The organism is Flavobacterium stagni (genome assembly GCF_004122105.1).
Classification (GTDB): Bacteria; Bacteroidota; Bacteroidia; order Flavobacteriales; family Flavobacteriaceae; genus Flavobacterium; species Flavobacterium stagni.
Genome location: NZ_SBKN01000004.1, coordinates 240,561 through 259,796 on the forward strand (window position 1 = coordinate 240,561; position 19,236 = coordinate 259,796).

15 protein-coding genes and 1 tRNA gene are annotated in these 19,236 nt (G+C 40.1%); 1 reads left to right on the top strand and 15 read right to left on the bottom strand.

All coding sequences use genetic code 11. The features are described from left to right. The first annotated feature begins 15 nt into the window (after positions 1-15). Positions 16-243: a hypothetical protein gene (locus EQG61_RS08520; RefSeq protein ID WP_129461500.1), complete on the top strand. Its 228-nt coding sequence runs from the start codon at positions 16-18 to the stop codon at positions 241-243. 216 nt (positions 244-459) lie between these two features. Here the strand turns inward: EQG61_RS08520 and EQG61_RS08525 are convergent, their stop codons facing one another. From EQG61_RS08525 to EQG61_RS08595, 15 genes are all read right to left on the bottom strand, one after another. After that, the gene (locus EQG61_RS08525; RefSeq protein ID WP_129461501.1) at positions 460-897 is read right to left on the bottom strand and encodes a hypothetical protein; all 438 of its coding nucleotides are present in this window, start codon (positions 895-897) and stop codon (positions 460-462) included. Between the two features lie 36 nt (positions 898-933). Further along, the gene (locus EQG61_RS08530; protein ID WP_129461502.1) at positions 934-1,734 is read right to left on the bottom strand and encodes a hypothetical protein; all 801 of its coding nucleotides are present in this window, start codon (positions 1,732-1,734) and stop codon (positions 934-936) included. A 47-nt stretch (positions 1,735-1,781) separates the two neighbouring features. After that, entirely contained in the window at positions 1,782-2,279 is a 498-nt protein-coding gene (locus EQG61_RS08535) for a hypothetical protein (protein WP_129461503.1), read from the bottom strand. A gap of 11 nt (positions 2,280-2,290) precedes the next feature. Beyond that, positions 2,291-2,641 (bottom strand): hypothetical protein, encoded by a 351-nt coding sequence (locus tag EQG61_RS08540; RefSeq protein ID WP_129461504.1) that lies wholly within the window; start codon positions 2,639-2,641, stop codon positions 2,291-2,293. Positions 2,642-2,687: 46 nt separating this feature from the next. Then, entirely contained in the window at positions 2,688-3,230 is a 543-nt protein-coding gene (locus tag EQG61_RS08545; RefSeq protein WP_129461505.1) for a hypothetical protein, read from the bottom strand. Positions 3,231-3,601: 371 nt separating this feature from the next. Further along, complete coding sequence (locus EQG61_RS08550; protein WP_129461506.1) at positions 3,602-3,793, bottom strand: cold-shock protein; 192 nt, start codon at positions 3,791-3,793, stop codon at positions 3,602-3,604. 277 nt (positions 3,794-4,070) lie between these two features. Further along, on the bottom strand, positions 4,071-4,535 hold the full coding sequence (locus tag EQG61_RS08555; protein WP_129461507.1) for a hypothetical protein: 465 nt from the start codon (positions 4,533-4,535) through the stop codon (positions 4,071-4,073). A gap of 188 nt (positions 4,536-4,723) precedes the next feature. Further along, a complete protein-coding gene (locus tag EQG61_RS08560) occupies positions 4,724-5,179 on the bottom strand; it encodes a hypothetical protein (protein ID WP_129461508.1) in 456 nt (151 codons plus the stop codon). A 141-nt stretch (positions 5,180-5,320) separates the two neighbouring features. Further along, positions 5,321-5,854 (bottom strand): hypothetical protein, encoded by a 534-nt coding sequence (locus EQG61_RS08565; protein WP_129461509.1) that lies wholly within the window; start codon positions 5,852-5,854, stop codon positions 5,321-5,323. Positions 5,855-6,031: 177 nt separating this feature from the next. Next, positions 6,032-6,424, bottom strand: a complete 393-nt coding sequence (locus EQG61_RS08570) for a hypothetical protein (RefSeq protein WP_129461510.1) — start codon at positions 6,422-6,424, stop codon at positions 6,032-6,034. A 966-nt stretch (positions 6,425-7,390) separates the two neighbouring features. Next, positions 7,391-7,464, bottom strand: a tRNA-Pro gene (locus EQG61_RS08575). A 44-nt stretch (positions 7,465-7,508) separates the two neighbouring features. Beyond that, entirely contained in the window at positions 7,509-8,639 is a 1,131-nt protein-coding gene (locus EQG61_RS08580) for a methionine aminotransferase (RefSeq protein ID WP_129461511.1), read from the bottom strand. Between the two features lie 53 nt (positions 8,640-8,692). Beyond that, positions 8,693-15,595 (bottom strand): GEVED domain-containing protein, encoded by a 6,903-nt coding sequence (locus EQG61_RS08585; protein ID WP_129461512.1) that lies wholly within the window; start codon positions 15,593-15,595, stop codon positions 8,693-8,695. 140 nt (positions 15,596-15,735) lie between these two features. Continuing rightward, positions 15,736-17,862 carry a methylmalonyl-CoA mutase gene (scpA, locus tag EQG61_RS08590; RefSeq protein WP_129461513.1) on the bottom strand — a complete coding sequence of 709 codons (2,127 nt, stop codon included), beginning with the start codon at positions 17,860-17,862 and terminating at the stop codon, positions 15,736-15,738. A 2-nt stretch (positions 17,863-17,864) separates the two neighbouring features. Next, positions 17,865-19,229 (bottom strand): methylmalonyl-CoA mutase subunit beta, encoded by a 1,365-nt coding sequence (locus tag EQG61_RS08595; protein WP_129461514.1) that lies wholly within the window; start codon positions 19,227-19,229, stop codon positions 17,865-17,867. Positions 19,230-19,236: the final 7 nt, after the last annotated feature.

The following is a 19,236-nucleotide window of genomic DNA, read 5'->3' on the forward strand; positions in this document are numbered from 1 at the left end:
TCGAATTAATGAATAATGGAATTTATTAAAAACGTATGGAAACCCATGGGTATACTGTTCCTTTTTGTAGCGTTGCTCATCGTGAAAGTTCGATGGCTTACTGAGGCAACAGTCGCACAATGGATAATTGACAGTTGTCTTGTTGGGTTGGCCTTACGGTATTATCAAACCTTCGCGTTGTATGTAATGTATGGCGTTATGGTAATTGGAAAAGGAGTAGGAATAAGACGATTACTGAAGTAAGCTTGGGGGCAAGACCCAGGGGTGGGAAAAGCAAATGTTTCATGATGCCCAAGCGGATAAAAGTAGTTTTCTTAGGTGAACATCCACCTGCGAGAAACAAACAAACCTACAGGATGTTCGGACTCTTTTTGGCCGGTTGTGCAAGCAGCCGGCTTTTTTTAGTATTATAAATTTTGGATTTTGTTATTTTAAATGAAAAGGGCTACATATTAAACTCTAATCTGTTCTTCTCATTTCAAAATTTCCAGAATAAACTTTTTCGATATAGTCTCCTATTTCAATTTCTATCGATTCGATAACCATTTCCCAGGTGCCCGTTACTCGAGTTTTACTGGAATCAATAGTGCCATAGTAATAAATATCGGGATGGTTTTCGGATGGGTCTATAGCAAGGTTTCCCGCTTCATCTTTAAAGTAGAGACACGGATATTTTTTGACAAAACTGATGATATGATCTTGGAAAAAACCATGAACTTGAATGGGTTGGTCAAATAAATGTCCCGCTTCTGCATCGGTAGCAATTCCTGAAAAAGAGTTGTCATCTACAGTAATCTCCAATCCAAAAGCGACAGGGTGACGTACTTCTATTTCATTGTCATCTTCGGGATATTCAAAAAAGCCTTTCCACGATTGTTTTGAATGGATGAGTTTCATTGATTAATTAGTCGATTTAATTTAAAACAAATAAAACTAGTTCAATAACTGCATAATTTCCATTTCCGTATTGGCCATGGCTTTCAAAAGCGTATAACTTTTATCAATGCCTTTGCCTTCATGCGTCGTATAAAATTCATTGAAAATTTTATTGGATTGTAAGGCTTGTTCTTTATTTCCAATGGATAAATAATATTCTTGTTGGTAGAGGTAAGCAAAAAGTTTATTGTCAATTGTAGCGTTTTCATCCGTGATTACAGCATTCAATAGTCCTTCTACTTTGGTATTATTTGATTTTATTTCGTCAAACAAATACATTTCGACCAAGTCTCCATTGTTCATTTCATCGATTAGCATTTTCTCTTCGACAGCATCAAATAGATTTTTACGATAAATCACCAAATTGTCTCGAATGAAATACCAACGGACCAAATTATTGGGATTGTCATTCGTGAATTTTCGATTTTCTTGGTCAAAATTGGTTGCGAGTATGAGTATAGGTCCGTCCTTTGTTTCAGGTTGGATTGTAAATAGTAATTCGGCATCGGGTTGAGTGGGTTGCGGAAATACAAATTTTATTGCATTGTCTTTTGAAATTCGTTGGCGAACGGTCTCAATAATTTGCGCCATTTCCTGTGAATTCAGTTGTTTGTACAAATCGGTACGGTAAAAAGCATCCGCAAAAAAGTTGTGCGTAAAAATAAATTTGTCAAAGTTGTACGTATTCGATTTACTTTCTCCCGAATAGTATACTTTGAATTTATTTTGGGCGTGAATGGATGTGGTGAAAATCAAAAGTAGTGCAAAAGTGCAGCGAATCAGAATAGTTATCTTCATGGTAATGCAATGGTTTTTATAAAATGCAAAAAATCGAATCTACGGTATTATTTCGAGATTTCCTTTTTTAATTGGTCTAAGTATCGCTTTTCCAGTTGAATTTCAGTGGGGGTTGAGTTGCCTTTTTTTGTTTGATGGTTTGATTTTACTTCGACAAAAACACTGTCAATGCCCTCTGGCGTATCCCCAAGGATTTGCACTTCGGATGCACTGGCTTTGGCCCATTTTTTAACCAATACACTGTCGCCAACTCGCAAGACGCTAAAAAAGTCGGCAGGATGTTCTTCAACATACTCAAATGCAAAATTCCCATAGATTTCTCCAGAAGCGCCATCCACTTGGTCGGCCAACTCGATAAAACGGAGCAGTTCTTGTCTTCGCTGGGCTGGCGTCGACTGTTGAATTTTCTCAATTTGTTGGGTGACGCGTGTTTCCAAGTCACTTTGAACAGGGGCTTCAGATTTGATTTCTGGGGCCTGTTTAGATTTCTCCTGATTTTGACAGGCGATCAAAGTGATTAGGAAAAAAAGGAGGAAGTGTTTCATGATTAATCGTGTTAAGAAAGATTATTTTTTCGATAGAAAACCACATTCAAAATACCGCTAAATCCCATGAGTGAGAGTAAAAATAAGCAAAGCGTTGCTCCATATTCCCATACCGGACAGTAATCAAAAAGTGCTTTTATATTTGGAAATCGCTTTAAATACTCGGGTAGGAGTAAGGCAACCCCTACTGCAGTTCCCCAATGAAGTACAAGTAATACGGCGGTTAGCCCTTTTGAAGGAACAGCGTTGAGGTAGTTGTACAAAAAACGTTTCGTCATGATTTTGGTCAAATAGGCCAGAAGTCCGGCTACCAAAACCAGTACAAAGAGGATGAATTTAATGCGAGAATCGTGGTGTAGCATTTTATGAACGTTGTCTATATTGCAGTAAAATTTAGTAACTATTAATTTAGTTTAGGTCTATATTTTCCAAATAAAAATAATCGGGAAACACGGTATATTTTTCTAATTCATTTACTTTTTTAACCCATTCAGGGAAATGGTACTTCACTTTAATCACACTATCGTTCACCAGTGAATATTCGCTAAATACATCATCATAGTGCGGGAACTTTTTCACGCCATTGGATTGGGACAAGGATTCTATATCGTACACAAAATCTTTTTTAAACGTCCAAACCAATTCAATTTTATCTGTACCCGTGTAATAATGGTGCGTAAAGAACCAATAATAACATTGGCCATGAAACTGCATTCGTGCATATTCATTGTAAAAGACAATTTTGGGATAAGAACTACCTTCTTCGGGAGTTTGCTCGGCTGTCCAAACAAAAGATGATCCTTCATGTCCCATGAAGTCACCTATTTTTTTTGGTGATTCTACCTTTGCTTTTTGAGGACCTACTTTTCTTTTCCTTGTATTTGAGTTGGACGAATGATTCTGGCAACTCAAGCAGATGACTAGCAGCAATCCGAGAAGGAGTTGTTTCATGGGTGTGATTTGTTATGTAATTTTATGTGAGCGTAAATGATTATAATTTTTAATTAGCATTCAATTCATAGAGCACTTAACGCAAACTCAAGATCAGTGAATCACATTCCAATAGCCACTTTACGGTTGGTATAGAGGTATTGTAGGTATAGTTGATGTTCGGACTTTCTTTATCCGATGAAATGGTATAAAAGTCCAACTTTCCTCTTCGCTAATTTACAAAATAGCCATTAAAGATTGTTCATCAGGCAATTCAAAATACTGATTTTTTTGGCGTGAATACAAATAAAAGCAAGACAAGGCGCTGTGAATAGGGCAAAAAAAAACCAATCTAAAAAGATTGGCTTAATCGGTACAGGTAAAAATATATCTTAGATAATGTTTACGTTCGTAGCTGTAGGTCCTTTTTTTCCGTTTTCAACGGTGTAAGTTACTTTGTCGTTCTCACGTACAGATTCATTCAAACCTGTAACATGCACGAATACGTCATTACCACCATCTTTTGGAGTGATAAATCCAAAGCCTTTCTCTTCATTGAAAAACTTAATTGTTCCTTCGTTCATAATAAAAAATGTGTATTAATAAAGCGCAAAGATATACTTTTTTCGTTACCCTATTCAATATATTTCAAAACGATACGCTTTTGGTTATAAATAGTTTATAAAAAGGAGGTTGCGATTTTAATTTTTTTAAAATTTTAGGAAAGGAATTGTACTTTTTTTAGAGTAAATGTTCGTTGTCATTGGAAGTAAGTTGGCCCTGACTTTTGAATGCTCATGTGCGGAAAGGGGGAAGTAGAATTCTTACTCTTTAGTAAACTCACTTTACAATTTCAGGCGATTAATTACTATTTCCTCTTAGTCCGTTTTTCTTCAATCCTCGAAATTTTTTCTTTAACGCTTCTTTTGTAAAATAATCGGTTTTCCCAGTTTCCAAATATTTTTTCCAATGCTCAAAATTTTCTTTTGTCAAATCAAAACCAATTGTTGGGTTATCCCAGTTAAAAATTATTTCACTGATGATTTTACCTTCCTGACTTTCACCATCCCAAGTGAAATAAATAGAAGACATAAAGGCAAAGGCGATAGTTTGAACATCAATAACATGTAAATTCTCGTTTAGCAAGTCGTTACAAATTTTAATAAGATGATCTTTTGTAATTTCAAATTCACCATCCTCAATTTGTTCAATTGGAAAAGAAGAAGTTTCATATCCTATTTTCTGTTGATTAGTTTTCCAATCCAACATAAATTCTTCAACAGTCAGTGAATTTTCAAGGTATTCTTTAAGCTTTTGTTCTCTCATCAATCGGTTTTTGAAATTGGCTTATAACGGTTTGATACAATTCGAATTTAGTGGGCAAAGGATAAATATATTGCCTAACGAAGTTAACCCTTTTTTGCTTTGTACTGTTCGCTTCGCTTGAGTCGTGTAACAAATCGTGAGCTTAATACATTCCAGCGAAAGTTGTTAGTGGCTGTTATAAGCAGTTATTATATTTTGTATTCCAGCTTACAATTTAATTCGATTTTTGGCGTCTGTAAATCTTTTCCTTTTCTCGGTTCTGTGGAGTATAAGATTGCTTTAAATTCATATTTTCCTTCCACATTATTTTCAATAATAGTTTTGAATGTCTTGGGAATCGCCCAAAACTTTAGAAACTTATATTTTGAGAAATCTTTGCTCGGCTTACTTTCAATTGCGATTGTATAAACACCGTTCTTTGAGTCGAAAATGACGTTTGAGTTTTCTTCTCCAGTAAATATTAGCTTTATACCATCAATTGTTAATTCTGCTTTTTCAAGTCCGCCTTCTATATCTTGAATTTCTGCTTTGAATTTAGTTCTTCCGGATTCTGATTGACAATTTAAATAAGCTGTTGCAGAACCAATGGTTTTGAAGGATGTTAAGCTTATGATGATAATTAAACAAAATAGTATTCTTTTCATTTCTGTTTGTCTTTTAAGCAGATTCGTCAATATTTGCTTGTGTCGTTCCGCCGCGAACTAAGTATGGTAGTCTAAGCGAAACGATTTTCCTACTAAGATAAACGCTATTTGGGAATTTAAAATTAGTAGCCATAGCAGCTGTTAGTGACTGATTCTTTTTAATTTCGTATCTACAAAATCTATAAGAGTTTGGAACGATTCTTCACCAATTTCTTCTTTCGCTAAAATATAGGATAATTGGGACTCTGCATTCATATCTATAAAAATATTGTCTTCAATTATTCTATATGAACTGAATCCTTCCCATGTAATTTTAAAATCATACTTGTAATCTTTATATTTAAAATAGTCATCATGAAATTCCCAAATTGTATTTTCCTTACTCTTCTTGAATTTCTCAATTACATCATTCAAAGCGTTGTCATATTTTCTTTTATTTTCTCTGTATATTAAGTTTGACCTATAATATATATAAAGGCCTAAAAAACCAATTGTTACCATTATAAGGCCAATATTGTCATTCCCATAAACTATAAGCGAACCAAGTAAAACTGAAATAATTGATATGTTAAGATTTGTTTTATGCTTTTTCAAAGTCTTATTCCATGTTAAATCATATTTCAGTTTAAATTGTCTTCGGGTTATATCTTCATTGAAGGGGATTTCAAATTTCATATCATTTCTTTGTAAAGGTTTGTTTTGTAATAGTTACGAATGTTCCGCCGCTAGCCGACTGAGGCAATCAAAGCGAAACGATTATTTCTTACTAAGATAAATGTATTTCGTGTAAACCAAACACCAAACTTTCACTTACCAGCCATAGCGGCTAGCGGCTGTTATAGGCAGTTTTTTTTATTCAGGATCTAAAATGAATTCAGGTTTTAATTTCAGTTTGCTTTTATTTAGTTCAATTCTCATTCTGTCTATTTCATTTTTATATAATTGCGCATCAAACTCGAAATTATACTTAACATCATTATAATCAAATATCCATGTAGTTTTTCCTTCAAGATGTTTAACTTTCGTCTTTTTCCAACCTCCGCAATCAGCTACTCCACATTCACAAGTAAAAATTAAATATTCATTATCTCCTTTGAGGCTATTTTCAAGTTCCTCAAAAATTGCGGCATTCAAATCTTTATCTATTCTTTTGAGGAATTCTTCACCGTCAATTTTAAGATTTAGCCAGAACTCTATTTCATTTCCGTTGAGCTCTTCTTTTATGTCTAATTCTAATGAATTCATGAATTTTCTAGATGTTCTTTAAAATTGCCTATAACTCTTTTATATCTCTTAAGTATTCATTCGACGACTCAAAAATTGGCTTGTAAATACAATTCAATCAGAAACGTAAAATTAGTATTTTATTAAAAATCTACAAGCTGTGAGTTGAAAGTCGATAGAGTCGTAAGTTGAAAAGTCGTAAGTCATCAGGAAACAGTAAACAGTCATCAGTGAACAGTCATCAGTTATCAGTGAACACTGTACACTGCAATCTGAACACTGTATACTGTACACTGTATACTGTGTACTTTCTCCCAGTCATCTTGCGGTTTGGTTCGGTATTCTGCCAAGGTTCTGCCACTAAACCATAAGATAACGGTAGCTTGAATAGCTTCAAAATGGGAAGAAACTCGAAGGAAGTTCGAAGGAAACCAAAGTGAGATTTGAAAATGGGATGATTTGAAAATTTGAAAAAGGTTGTTCAATCACGTTCTCTCTATATCATCAAGAACTGTTTTCATAGTTAGTTCTTTACGGAATCCAACCTTGAGCAACCTTGTGCCCAACTTTGTGTAACCTTGTGCTCCAAAAAAATCAAAGTGATACACTGTCTCTCTTCTACACTTATAAACAAAATATCACTTTTCAACGAAACCAACTTGATCCCGAAATTTCGGGAGAAACTTGAAACCTTGAAATAGCTGCTGAGATTCTGAGCCGCTGAGCTTCTGAGCCTCTCGCGTTTGTGCTACACTCTTACACCTTTTCAACCTTGCAATCAACTTGCAGGCGTACCACAACTTTAAACCTGAAACTTTAAACTTGAAACTCTTTTCTGGATTACTTCGTGATCCAGAGTTGGGGAACGTTGCTCAAAGAAAACCGACCGCTTCGCAGTGGTTTTTTTGTTTGTATCCTTCGCTGCAAAGTGAACTTTGCGCTCAGTATACAAACAAAAAAACCGGACACTGTCCGGTTTTTCTTCGGTCGGGATGACTGGATTCGAACCAGCGACCCCTAGCACCCCATGCTAGTACGCTACCAGGCTGCGCTACATCCCGATTTTTGCGTTGCAAATATAGACTTATTTTTTGTTTTTAAAACACTAAATTTTACGTAATCGCTCGACCGCTTGTGCTAATGTGGCCTCCTCTTTCGCAAAACAAAACCGAATGCATTGATTCTGAGTGTTTTCTTTGTAAAAAGGGGAAAGTGGCACCGTCGCAACACCAAATTCAGTCACCAAACGTTTCGTGAATTCCAAATCGTTTTCCTTACTTATCGAACGGTAGGAAGCCAACTGGAAATAGGATCCCTCACAAGGCAATAATTCAAATCGCGTGTCGGCCATCAGGTTGCGAAAATAATCGCGCTTCTTTTGGTAAAAAGCCCCCAATTCCTGCACATCCACAAAGTCCATGTAGTCGTTTAACGCCGCTTGGGCTACCGAGTTCACGCAGAATACCAAGAACTGGTGCACCTTTTTAATCTCTTGCATCAAAGGGTCCGCCGCAATTACATATCCCACTTTCCATCCCGTAATATGAAAGGATTTTCCAAACGAAGAAACCGTAATCACCCGATCCCATAACCTTGGATAATGATGAATCGAAATATGCTTTTGTTCAAACGTAATGTATTCATACACCTCATCCGAAAGCACCAACAACTGTGGATGCAAAGCCATAACTTGCTCCAACTGTTCAAAATCACTTTTTGACCATACCCGACCCGACGGATTGTGTGGGTTGTTGATGATTAACATTCTCGTCTTGGCCGTAATCGTATTGCCTATCCGTTCCCAGTCGGGAAGGAAGTCAGCTGTCATCGGTATCCGCACAGGAATCCCTTGACACAATACGATCGGTGTTTCATAACTGTCGTAACTAGGATCCAAAATCACGACTTCTTCACCCGGATGCACCAAGGCTTGTATTGTAGCAAATAGGCCTTCTGTTGCGCCAGCAGTAACAAGCACTTCAGTAGTGGCATCGACCGTGCGCCCATAGGAATCTTGGGTGAGTTGGGCCAAACGCGCCAACAAAGGTGGATAGCCACTCATAGGGGCATATTGGTGTTGATCGGCATGCGCCCAACGCGATAAACTGTCCCGTAAACGGGGATCTACCGGGAAATTGGGAAACCCTTGGGATAAATTAATGGCCTGGTGTTGTGCCGCCAATTGCGACATGACCGTAAATATACTGGTTCCTACGTGCGGAAGTTTAGAGAGCATGATTTTGCTGTTTCCGACGAAGGTAACAAAATTTCATTCGGTGCACAAACCAATTAGTACAAGGCTTTGCGGTAAACAATCGTCCCGTTATCCAATTTGATTTTCAGTATCCAACCCGCATGTTGTGGCAGTAAACGCTGCAACACCACAGGTTCCATACCAGTATGCGAATACACATCCACCAAGCGGCCTACCAAATCATATACTGTCACTTCAGCGATGGGCAATTGGGTGGAATGCACCGCCAATTGCTGTTGCGTCACCACCGACACTGTAGATTCCCATTCCCAGTTGGGTTGCTCTAACGCCTGTGTTTGGTAGACAATAGAGAAACGGTCCAATTGCGCACCAGGGGTAGCCGTAAATTGGTAGGGATTGGCTTTCAAATCGTGGTATACCCCTAAAAGATTGTCTTTTAGGTAAATGGCTTGTTGGTTGAACTGGCCATCGGTTGCCGCGATACCAATACGATAAAGTCCTTGTTCTGGTAAATGAACACCAAGTGGAACTTCATCGTCTACCTGAAACGGTAATGCCCGACCCTGAATGTTGTATTTGTCTTGGTCAATTTTAGAAAACAATTGAATCTGCGACATCACGGCAATGCGGTTGTCAAAGAAATGGTCCGCCTGCATGGTTGCATTTTGGACATATCCAATTAAAGTGCGATCCGTTGCGCCTGTGGGTCCGATAATGTCCAACCAATACCGGTGGCGCTCCAATTGCGTTATTGCATTGGGTTGGGCCGCACGGTAAAAAGCGGTATTGTTCAACAGTGCATTACGCATGGTATTGTTGAATTCGACGACATCACTACCTGCGGGTCCGTCCAACATTTGAACCATAAATCCTTGACCTGCACCAATCGATAAATCAGCCCCCGCCGCAGGGCAACAAGAGGTTCCTGTAAAATTATAGGTAATATAATCGTTGGGTGTATAATTATAGGCAAAGGTGCCGTAAAACGGACTGATCAATGAAGTAGGTAAGGTTTGGTGGCTCCACAACGCAATGCTGCCGTGAATCGTAAAGGCATTGGCAAACAAAAACTGACTACCACTCAAGGCTGAAGGATAAGGGTTTCCTAATAGGTTCATATTGTCGGTCATGTTGGTAATCTCAGTACCGTTAACACCCGCATGAAACAAGGCATTGGTGTCGGTACCACGTTGCACAGGAACGAGTAAGGTACCGTTATTGGGAACACCTGTAAATAAACCCGTAAACGGACTCGCGGCTGTATTGGTAAAACTATCGGGACCGCGTACAATATAACCTTTACCAGCCGTCATCACATCAGTATCTGCTACTTGCCAGTTGCCTTGACCGCCGTTGGAATTGGCAATGGTCGTATTCCATTTGAACACAGGACCGTTAATTAAAGGTGCTGCCAATTGGGATATATTAAAATTGCTCACAGGTGCACTCCAATACACATAATCAAATTTGCGTATAGTGGTATCCCGATGGTATTGGATGGATCCGATATTCACTACATCATCAATCTGAATCAAACTGGAGGTATTTTCAATAGTAAAAGTTCCTGTAGGTTCAACAGTGACAAGGTTGGTAACAGTTAATACACTTTGTGGAAGCGTGGTCAATACGGCTCCATTTAATACAGTCAAAGTGCCCGCATAGCCCAAAGCACTAGCATTCAATATCGGTTGGTTCGCCGTCATTGGGATCACCACACAATCTCCAGAATTGGGTACACTAGCAGGAGTCCAGTTTTGGGCAACCTCCCAATTGGTATCTACCGAACCGTTCCATGTTTTGGTACCGTTTACGGTTACCGTTGTTTCATCTATTTCAGTAAGCACCGAACCGTTACATAAGGCATATGAAACTTCTGCGGTATAGGTGGTGGTTGCACTCGGACAGACGTTGATTGTGGGAGTCGTTCCTACAACAGGACCACTTAACGGACCTTCATGCCATTTGATGGTGGTAATCGAAGTGCCACTTGGAACAAATCGCCAAGCTTCATTAAAAGCGGTCCAATCCGGGTCTAAACCATTGCGGTTGGGCGCAAAAACGCCTTGTGTTCCTGTTGCATTTTGTAAACCAATAATTGCATTCCCGCCATTCCACGAACTACAAACGCGTTTTTCTTGAACATAGACTTCGATGACATTCGTATTTTCATACAACACAATCATTCCCGTATACAATAATGAAGAGCAGGAGTACATGGGCACATTGCGGAAAGAAGCAACCAAAGCTCGACAACCCGTATCTAAGGTGATTAATTCCCATCCAATTTGTCCACCCAATCCAGGGTGAATGTCTTGATAAACGCCAAAGATGGTGTTTTTAAAGAGGATCGTACTGGGTATGCTACTCGCAAATGACCAAGACGAATAACCTCCAGGAACATTGGTTGAAATATCAAAGGAGATAGCTCCGTTCGAACTGATAATACATTTGTTATAATTATTGCCGTAAAAACAAAAGTTAAAAGGCAAATTAATGACGGGTGACCACACGTCATCGATATTGATACTCACTGGATTTTGTAAACAACCGAATTGATAGGGAGGATTATACGGAATTGATTGAACCGTGTAATTTGAGGTATCACCCAACGGTAAGTAAGTAGCTTCTAATGTAGTACAACCCGATGTGCCACAGCCTCCAACCGGCAAAGGATCTTGTCCATTCAAATTTAAACCTCCAGACACCACTGTGGGGCAACCGGCCGAACTTGTACCTTGGCTATTGCCAGGCGTACAAGCGGAATACGAAATCGCAATCGGTCCAATCCATGCTCCCGATCCATCGGCTATGGAACAATTGGAACGTACCCAAAAATAATAGGTAAAGGAAGGGACGAGTCCGTTCAAGACAACACTAGTTTGTGAACTTACTGTAGAACCCGAAGGGAAGGTAGTGTATAACGGCGGATTGGCTGAAGTACTGTAGTAATATTGGTAACCATTGGTGGGAACGGGTGAAGCGGGGGTCCAACTCACGATGGCTGAATTAGGTCCTGTGAATAAAAAGCTCACCTGACTCGGATTGGCACTACATGCAAGAGGTAAAACTTCTATCGTGTAATCTTCCGTCTCGCCATTTATTAGTGTTCCACATGGATTAGGATTGGGCGAGTTGATATCAGCTTTAATTCGCATACGGTGTTGGCCTAAAGCGGCATTCCCTGGGATTAAAAAGGATCCCGTTGCGCTTGTTACCAAAGTACCTGAAGCATACACTTTTTCCCCAGCATCATTAAAATCCAAATCATCATTCCAGTCCACCCAAATATTAAATCCATAGGAATACGTGCCGTTGAAGAATTGCGCATTGAAACTCAAGGTTCCGTACAAACTTTTACTCACTAGCTGACTCGTAAAATCGCCGTAACCACCTGTAGAATAGCCGGATCCGACATTCGAGATGTTTGTTGTTCCCCCCGTAGTTACAAAGGAATCAATATAGCGTGTCGCAGAAGTTGAACCCGATAAACAATACCCTGTGAACGTAGAACCCGTAACATAGGCACTGCTACAACTTCCCGCCGTGGCTTTAATGCGGTAATAGTAGATTGTGTTGGGGTTTAATCCCGTTACATTGAGTAATGTTGTGGGGTTGTTAACTACGTAAGGTGAACCCGCCACTAGAGCTGTAAATGTGGCATTGGTTGAAATATCGATGGTATAAACAATGGGGTTAGCATTTCCTCCAATGGGTAAAAACCAATCCAAGGTGAAGCTGTTTAATGTGGTACTTGTTACTTCAACCGTATTGGGGACATCCACACAAGTTACGGCACTATTGCTAGTCGCTGCATCCAAGGCATACACTGGGCCTGCACAATCTGTGGCGTTGTAGTATGCATATACATAATAGTAGTAACGCGTGTTTCCAATGAGTCCCGTAACTGAAAAAGAGGTTGACGGACCCGCTTGAATAAAAGTAAGATTAGGACCTAATGTTGCAATAGTAGTCGCATCATACACGATTCCCGGTTGAGGCGTACTGGGTGGAGTAGCAGTTGTTGATTGAATGACTAAGTAACCTGTAGCCCCAACGATTGGTACAAAAGATCCATTAACAGTAGTACTTCCGGTTGTGGTCAATACCAAATTTGAAGGCTGTCCTGTTGGAGGGTCACAAAAGGGTAGCGTTGTGGTACAAATTCCAAAATCACCGCTCGCGCCTCCGCCATTTTCCCAGATTCGGATGTAAATAAAAGTACCAGGTGTGAGTCCGCTCACCGTTACAAACGGCATGTTGGCATTACTACTGCTATTATCATCACAAGCAATTTCAACAAGGCTGAAACAATCACCGGTATACACTGCCATTGCTCCATTCGTCATTAGTATTGCTTGAGTATCGATATTGACCAAGCCAGTAATCGGAACTTGGGTATAAAACCAAACATCGTTATTCACATAATTGCCGCAACTAGGTGGGGTAATCCAGTACGTATTACTAGCGTTGGTATTGGAAAACGAATTGTAATTGCATACGGTATCCAATGTGTCTAGTAAGATAGCGCCACAGGGGTCGTCATTGGCGGGTGGAATTACACTACAGGTAATCTGAAAATTGACAGCATCCCCCGAACTCACTAAAGGGTCTAATAAGAAATAATAATTTATTCCTGCTTCTAAATAAAAATAGGGCGTAGTTTGTGTACCGGTCAAATCACCTGCACAATTCCAAAAGTTCATATCACATCCCCAGAATTCTTCTTTGAATTGATAACTAATGGTTCCCGTTGAAGAATTTTGTTGGATAGTGTAGTATCCCGAATCAGTGGGAGTAAACATATATATTGTTTCAATTCCATCGGTATAGTTACCACAATACGATGCATAATAACTACCAATTCCAGAAGGAATAGTTAAAGAAATAGGAGTATCACATGCTGCAATTGGGATAATGGAATCACATGGATTAGGAGGTGTAGTCACACAAATGTTAAAACTCCCAAAACCAAAACCAAATTCTGAACTATAAACCCTTACGATATAATTGTCTCCAATTGTCAAACCTTGTAATAATCCAAATTCAATATCCTTATCAATTGTAGAGTCAAAACAACCTATACTTTGTAAATCGGCACAATCGTCAAGAAAGACTTCAAAAGCCGCATTGACCATCGTATTGGGGGTGATGGTAACGATATGCGTATCGCTGGTGGCGGCAAATTGATACCACACATCATCATCGGTCGAACCCGAACAAGCCGGTGCCGATTCTTCTGCACCTACCGATGTACCATTCAATGAAGCTGCACATGCTGCTGTTGGATTAACAGGCACATTATCAGCATTATCACAATTATCATTGGTCGGAGTAGCTACTCTACAACCTATGGTAAAGTTTACTGTTCCACCCACCACATCTTGCGGATCAAGCATAATGTAATAGGTCACTCCTCCCAATAAATCCATATACGGACTTAAAGAATTGTTAGGAATAGATGAGCTTAAGCAGCTCCAACTGTATTCATCACATCCTAACGACGCATCTTTGTATTGAAAATCAACTGCAATTGTACTGCTGTTCATTTGTACATAATACAAACCATCTTGTGGAGGAGTAAAGGCATAGATGTATTCAATTCCTGGTGTTTCAACTCCACAAGCATAGGTCAAATAACGGCCATTGCCAGCGACAACGGTTTGATTAATGGGAACACCACAGATAGCCACTGTAGTAACCGATGAACACGGATTGGGTGGCGAACTGACACAAAAGGTAAACGTACCTTGTCCACTAGCACTGTTAAAACTGTGAATGCGAACGTAATAATACACGCCTATGTTTAAACCAGTTATTGTTAAGGTTTCCGGACTTGAACCCGTTGTTAAATCTTGACAAGCAATAGAGGTGAGTCCGAAGTCGCACGACCCATCAAACACTTCAAAAACCGCATTGTTCAAAGTTCCAGGTGTAACCGTTAAAATATGCGTGGAAGAAGTCGCTTGAAAGGTGTACCATACATCATCATCAGCAGTTCCTGTACATTCGGGTTGGGAGTTGGTCGCGCCAATTGTAGTGCCACTTAAAGTGTAAGTACAGTTGTTTAAAGGATTAGCAAGTATTGTAGTCGCATTTAAACATTCATCATTGAATAATAAAGGGGAGCTACAAGTAATCATAAAGTTTACCGTATCTCCAATATCAGTGTAGGTGTCAAGCATAAAATAATACGTTACACCACCAGTTAATACAAAGGAGTTACTGCTTGAAGCATCAAATAAATCCCCAATACAAAGCCAGTTATTGCCATTACACCCGTCAGAAGCAGGTTTGAATTGGTAGTTGACAACATCTGTCGAACTCAATTGTTCGATACTATAATTTCCAGTAACAGCTGGTGTAAAGGATACTATTTTTTCTGGACCCGTTGTCCCATAACCACATGCAAAGGAATTGTACATGCCTGTACCAGCAGGAATTGTGATTGAAGTTGCTGTACCACAGGAAGTAATAGCGGTGATACTACTACAGGCATTAGGTGGTGCGGTTATACAAAGGCTGTTTAAGGTCAACGAACTCCCACCGCCCACATTGACGACTTTTAAATAATAAATGCCATTGGGTAAGAGTTGATTGATGAACTCAGTTTGTGGTGTGTTGTTGTTGGTATCCGCATTAGCACAAGCAATTTGCGTTAAACCGGTACAAGCAGCGGTTGAGGAGATTAATTGTAAATATAGATTACGATCAGCCGATTGCGCTACAATGGTTACATTCAATGGGCCACCACTCACGGTAAACGTATACCATCGCTCATGGCGAAACGAAACGGTGCCACAGGACGCGTTGAGGTTGGGCGCGTTTTGAGTAGCGTCATTGACGGTTGATGTTGTGATGCACGGTCCGTTAATAGGGGCAGACAGTGCGGTAGCGCAGGTTGTTTGGGCCGGACTTAGGAATCCGAAGATTTGGAACAAAAATAAAATCCTAAGGGTTAGTGTGTTTAGTTTTCCCATGAAACAATGGATTTAACATTTGTTCAAGGGTAAAACACCTTAAAAATAAAACACCCTACTATTTTTCGACGAAATGTAAATAATTCTATTTATGTAAGAAAAAGAGACTATAAAAAAAGCGCCATTTTCGGCGCTTTCATTTAATTTTCAAGTAAGACTTCTAGTATACTTATCGCGGCATCACTAATTTTTGTCCCTGGTCCAAAAACAGCTACCGCGCCTGCATCAAACAAGAATTGGTAATCTTGTGCCGGTATAACACCGCCTACAATCACCATGATGTCCTCGCGTCCGTAGCGTTTTAATTCCTCAATCACTTGTGGGACTAAGGTTTTGTGTCCGGCGGCTAATGAAGAAACGCCTAAAATATGTACATCATTTTCAACCGCTTGCTTCGCTGCTTCTGCGGGAGTTTGAAACAAGGGTCCGATGTCCACATCAAAACCCACATCAGCATAACCCGTAGCTACTACTTTTGCCCCACGATCGTGGCCATCCTGTCCCATTTTTGCAATCATGATACGCGGACGACGCCCTTCTTTCTTGGCAAAAGCATTCGCTAGTTGTTGCGCTTTGGCAAAACTTTCATCGTTTTTAATTTCTTTACTATACACGCCACTAAAACTTCTAATTTGGGCTTTATACCTGCCAAAAACAGATTCTAAAGCATCACTAATTTCTCCCAAAGTAGCTCGTAATCGGGCTGCTTCTACGGCTAAAGATAATAAATTCTCTCCTCCGTTTTTCGCCGATTCAGTTAAACGTGCCAAAGCCGTTTGTACAGCTTGTGTATCGCGAGTCGCTTTGATTTGTTCTAATCGTTCAATTTGTTGGCGGCGCACCGTTTGGTTATCCACCTCTAAAATATGTAACGGATCTTCTTTTTCTAAACGGTATTTGTTTACCCCAACAATCACATCTTGACCACTGTCAATTCTAGCTTGTTTACGAGCCGCCGCTTCTTCAATACGCAATTTTGGAATACCCGCTTCAATGGCTTTGGTCATTCCGCCCAGTGCTTCTACTTCTTCAATTAACGCCCACGCTTTTTCTGCGATTTCAGCCGTTAACTTTTCAACATAATAACTTCCCGCCCAAGGATCAACCGTTTTGCAAATCTTAGTTTCTTCTTGTAAATAAATCTGGGTATTTCGTGCAATTCGTGCCGAGAAATCAGTGGGTAGAGCAATGGCTTCATCCAACGCATTGGTGTGTAACGATTGGGTGCCTCCAAATGCTGCAGCAGCGGCCTCAATAGCGGTTCGCGCCACATTGTTAAACGGATCTTGTTCGGTTAAACTCCAACCCGAAGTTTGACAATGCGTACGCAAAGCGAGTGATTTCTCATCTTTGGGAGAAAACTGTTTTAACAACTTCGCCCACAACATTCGTCCTGCACGCATTTTGGCAATTTCCATAAAATGGTTCATCCCAATCGCCCAAAAGAACGACAATCGAGGTGCAAAACTGTCGATGTCCATCCCAGCTGCCATCCCTGTGCGAATGTATTCCAAACCATCGGCAAGGGTGTACGCCAACTCAATATCGGCAGTAGCTCCAGCTTCTTGCATGTGGTAGCCCGAGATCGAAATCGAATTGAACTTCGGCATATTTTTACTCGTATATTCAAAAATATCCGCAATGATTTTCATCGATGGAGTAGGCGGGTAGATGTACGTATTACGCACCATAAACTCCTTTAAAATATCGTTTTGTATCGTACCCGAAAGCAATTGCGGTGCTACTCCTTGTTCTTCTGCGGCCACAATATAAAACGCCATAATGGGTAAAACCGCACCGTTCATGGTCATGGAAACCGACATTTCTCCGAGGGGAATTTGGTCAAATAAGACTTTCATATCCTCCACCGAGTCTATCGCAACGCCTGCTTTTCCTACATCGCCTACTACACGCTCATGATCAGAATCATAGCCACGGTGTGTTGCTAGGTCAAAGGCAACCGAAAGGCCTTTTTGACCCGCAGCAAGGTTACGACGGTAGAAGGCATTACTTTCTTCTGCGGTTGAAAATCCGGCATATTGGCGAATCGTCCACGGACGACGTACATACATAGTCGCATAAGGTCCGCGTAAATTAGGTGCAAATCCCGCACCGAAATCCAAATGCTCAAGACCTTCCAAATCAGCGGTACCGTAAGTAGGTTTCACTGCGATTCCTTCAGCGGTAGTGAAAGTAGCCGGTACTTCATGATGTTGTTGTTCCGTATTGCGCGGAGCCAATTGTAAATGTTGTATATTTTTTCTCATGACTATTCCTCTGAAGCTAAACGTTCTTGTTCTATTTTCTCAGCCAATCGTTTTTCAATAATCGGTACGATTAACGTTTTGCGCGGATTTTGTTTCACGAATGGATACAATTCCAAGTCTCCTTTCATGCGGTCGTTCTTGTTGGGATATTTATTCGTTCCCAATAAAACTTCTTTACCGTTATCAAAAGCGTCTTGTTCTTTTTGGGCACTTTCAGCAATTTTTCGCTGTATGGTTCCCTCGATTAATTGGGTGATAAAACCGCCATGGGCTTCAATATCTTTAAATAAAGCCAAGGCCTTTTCGGCCATTTGTTCGGTTAACGATTCAATATAATAGGCACCTTCTGCTGCATTATGAACCGTGTCTAAATAACTTTCGTGCTTTAGAATCAACAATTGATTGCGCGCTATGCGATCCCCAAACTCATTGTCTTTGTGGTACAACGCATCATACGGAAGGTTGGCTACAAAGTCGGCTCCGCCCAACACTGCACTCATGCATTCTGTCGTAGTACGCAGCATATTGACATTGTAATCGTACAAGGTTTTGTTTCTACGACTGGGTGTAGCAACAATATGGATCTCGTGTTCGTGATGGTATTCTTTGGCCAACGTTTGAAACAACAAGCGCAATGCGCGCAACTTGGCAATTTCGAAGAAGTAATTCGAACCTACAGCTACTTCCACCGTAATAGGATGTTTGTGCACAGCAATACGGTTAAAATATTCGTTGGCATGCGCTAAGGTGTAGGCCAACTGTTGAATCATATTCGCCCCCGCATTTTGATACAAACTACTGTTAATAGTTAAAAAAGGAACCGCTGTCGAATGGGCCAGTGTATTTAGATGTTCAAAATCTTGGTCCAAATTAGCAAACCAATTTCCGTCTTTTCCCAACTGCCCAATCGGATCAATTTGAAGGATAAAACGCGCTTGGTGTTTCTCTGCAAATTGGTTGAGTTGGTTTACGAAATCGATAGCGAGAAAAGGCAAATAAAAAAAATAGGGTGTAGTTCCTAACGGCAATCCAGCCATCAAGGTTTCGATATTGACTTGCTCATTTTCTATGGTAAAACGAATCGCTTCAGCACCACGTTGTAAAGTATCCAAAGCACGCGCATTGGATTTTGCCACATCGTGAACAAAGATATTTTGGGTGATGTGAAAACCGTGACTTGCTGGAGCTGCTGCAATTTTAGGTTCGAATTCGTCGCAGTGGTAAAACGGTTTGACTTTAATGCCTTCCGGACTTTCCCAAACCAAAGTTTCGTTGTAATCAGCGCCTTTGAGTTCGAACTGAATCTGTTGTTTCCACTGCTTTGAGCTCACGGCTTCAAAGTCGGAAAAGAGGTTGTTTTGACTCACAATTTCA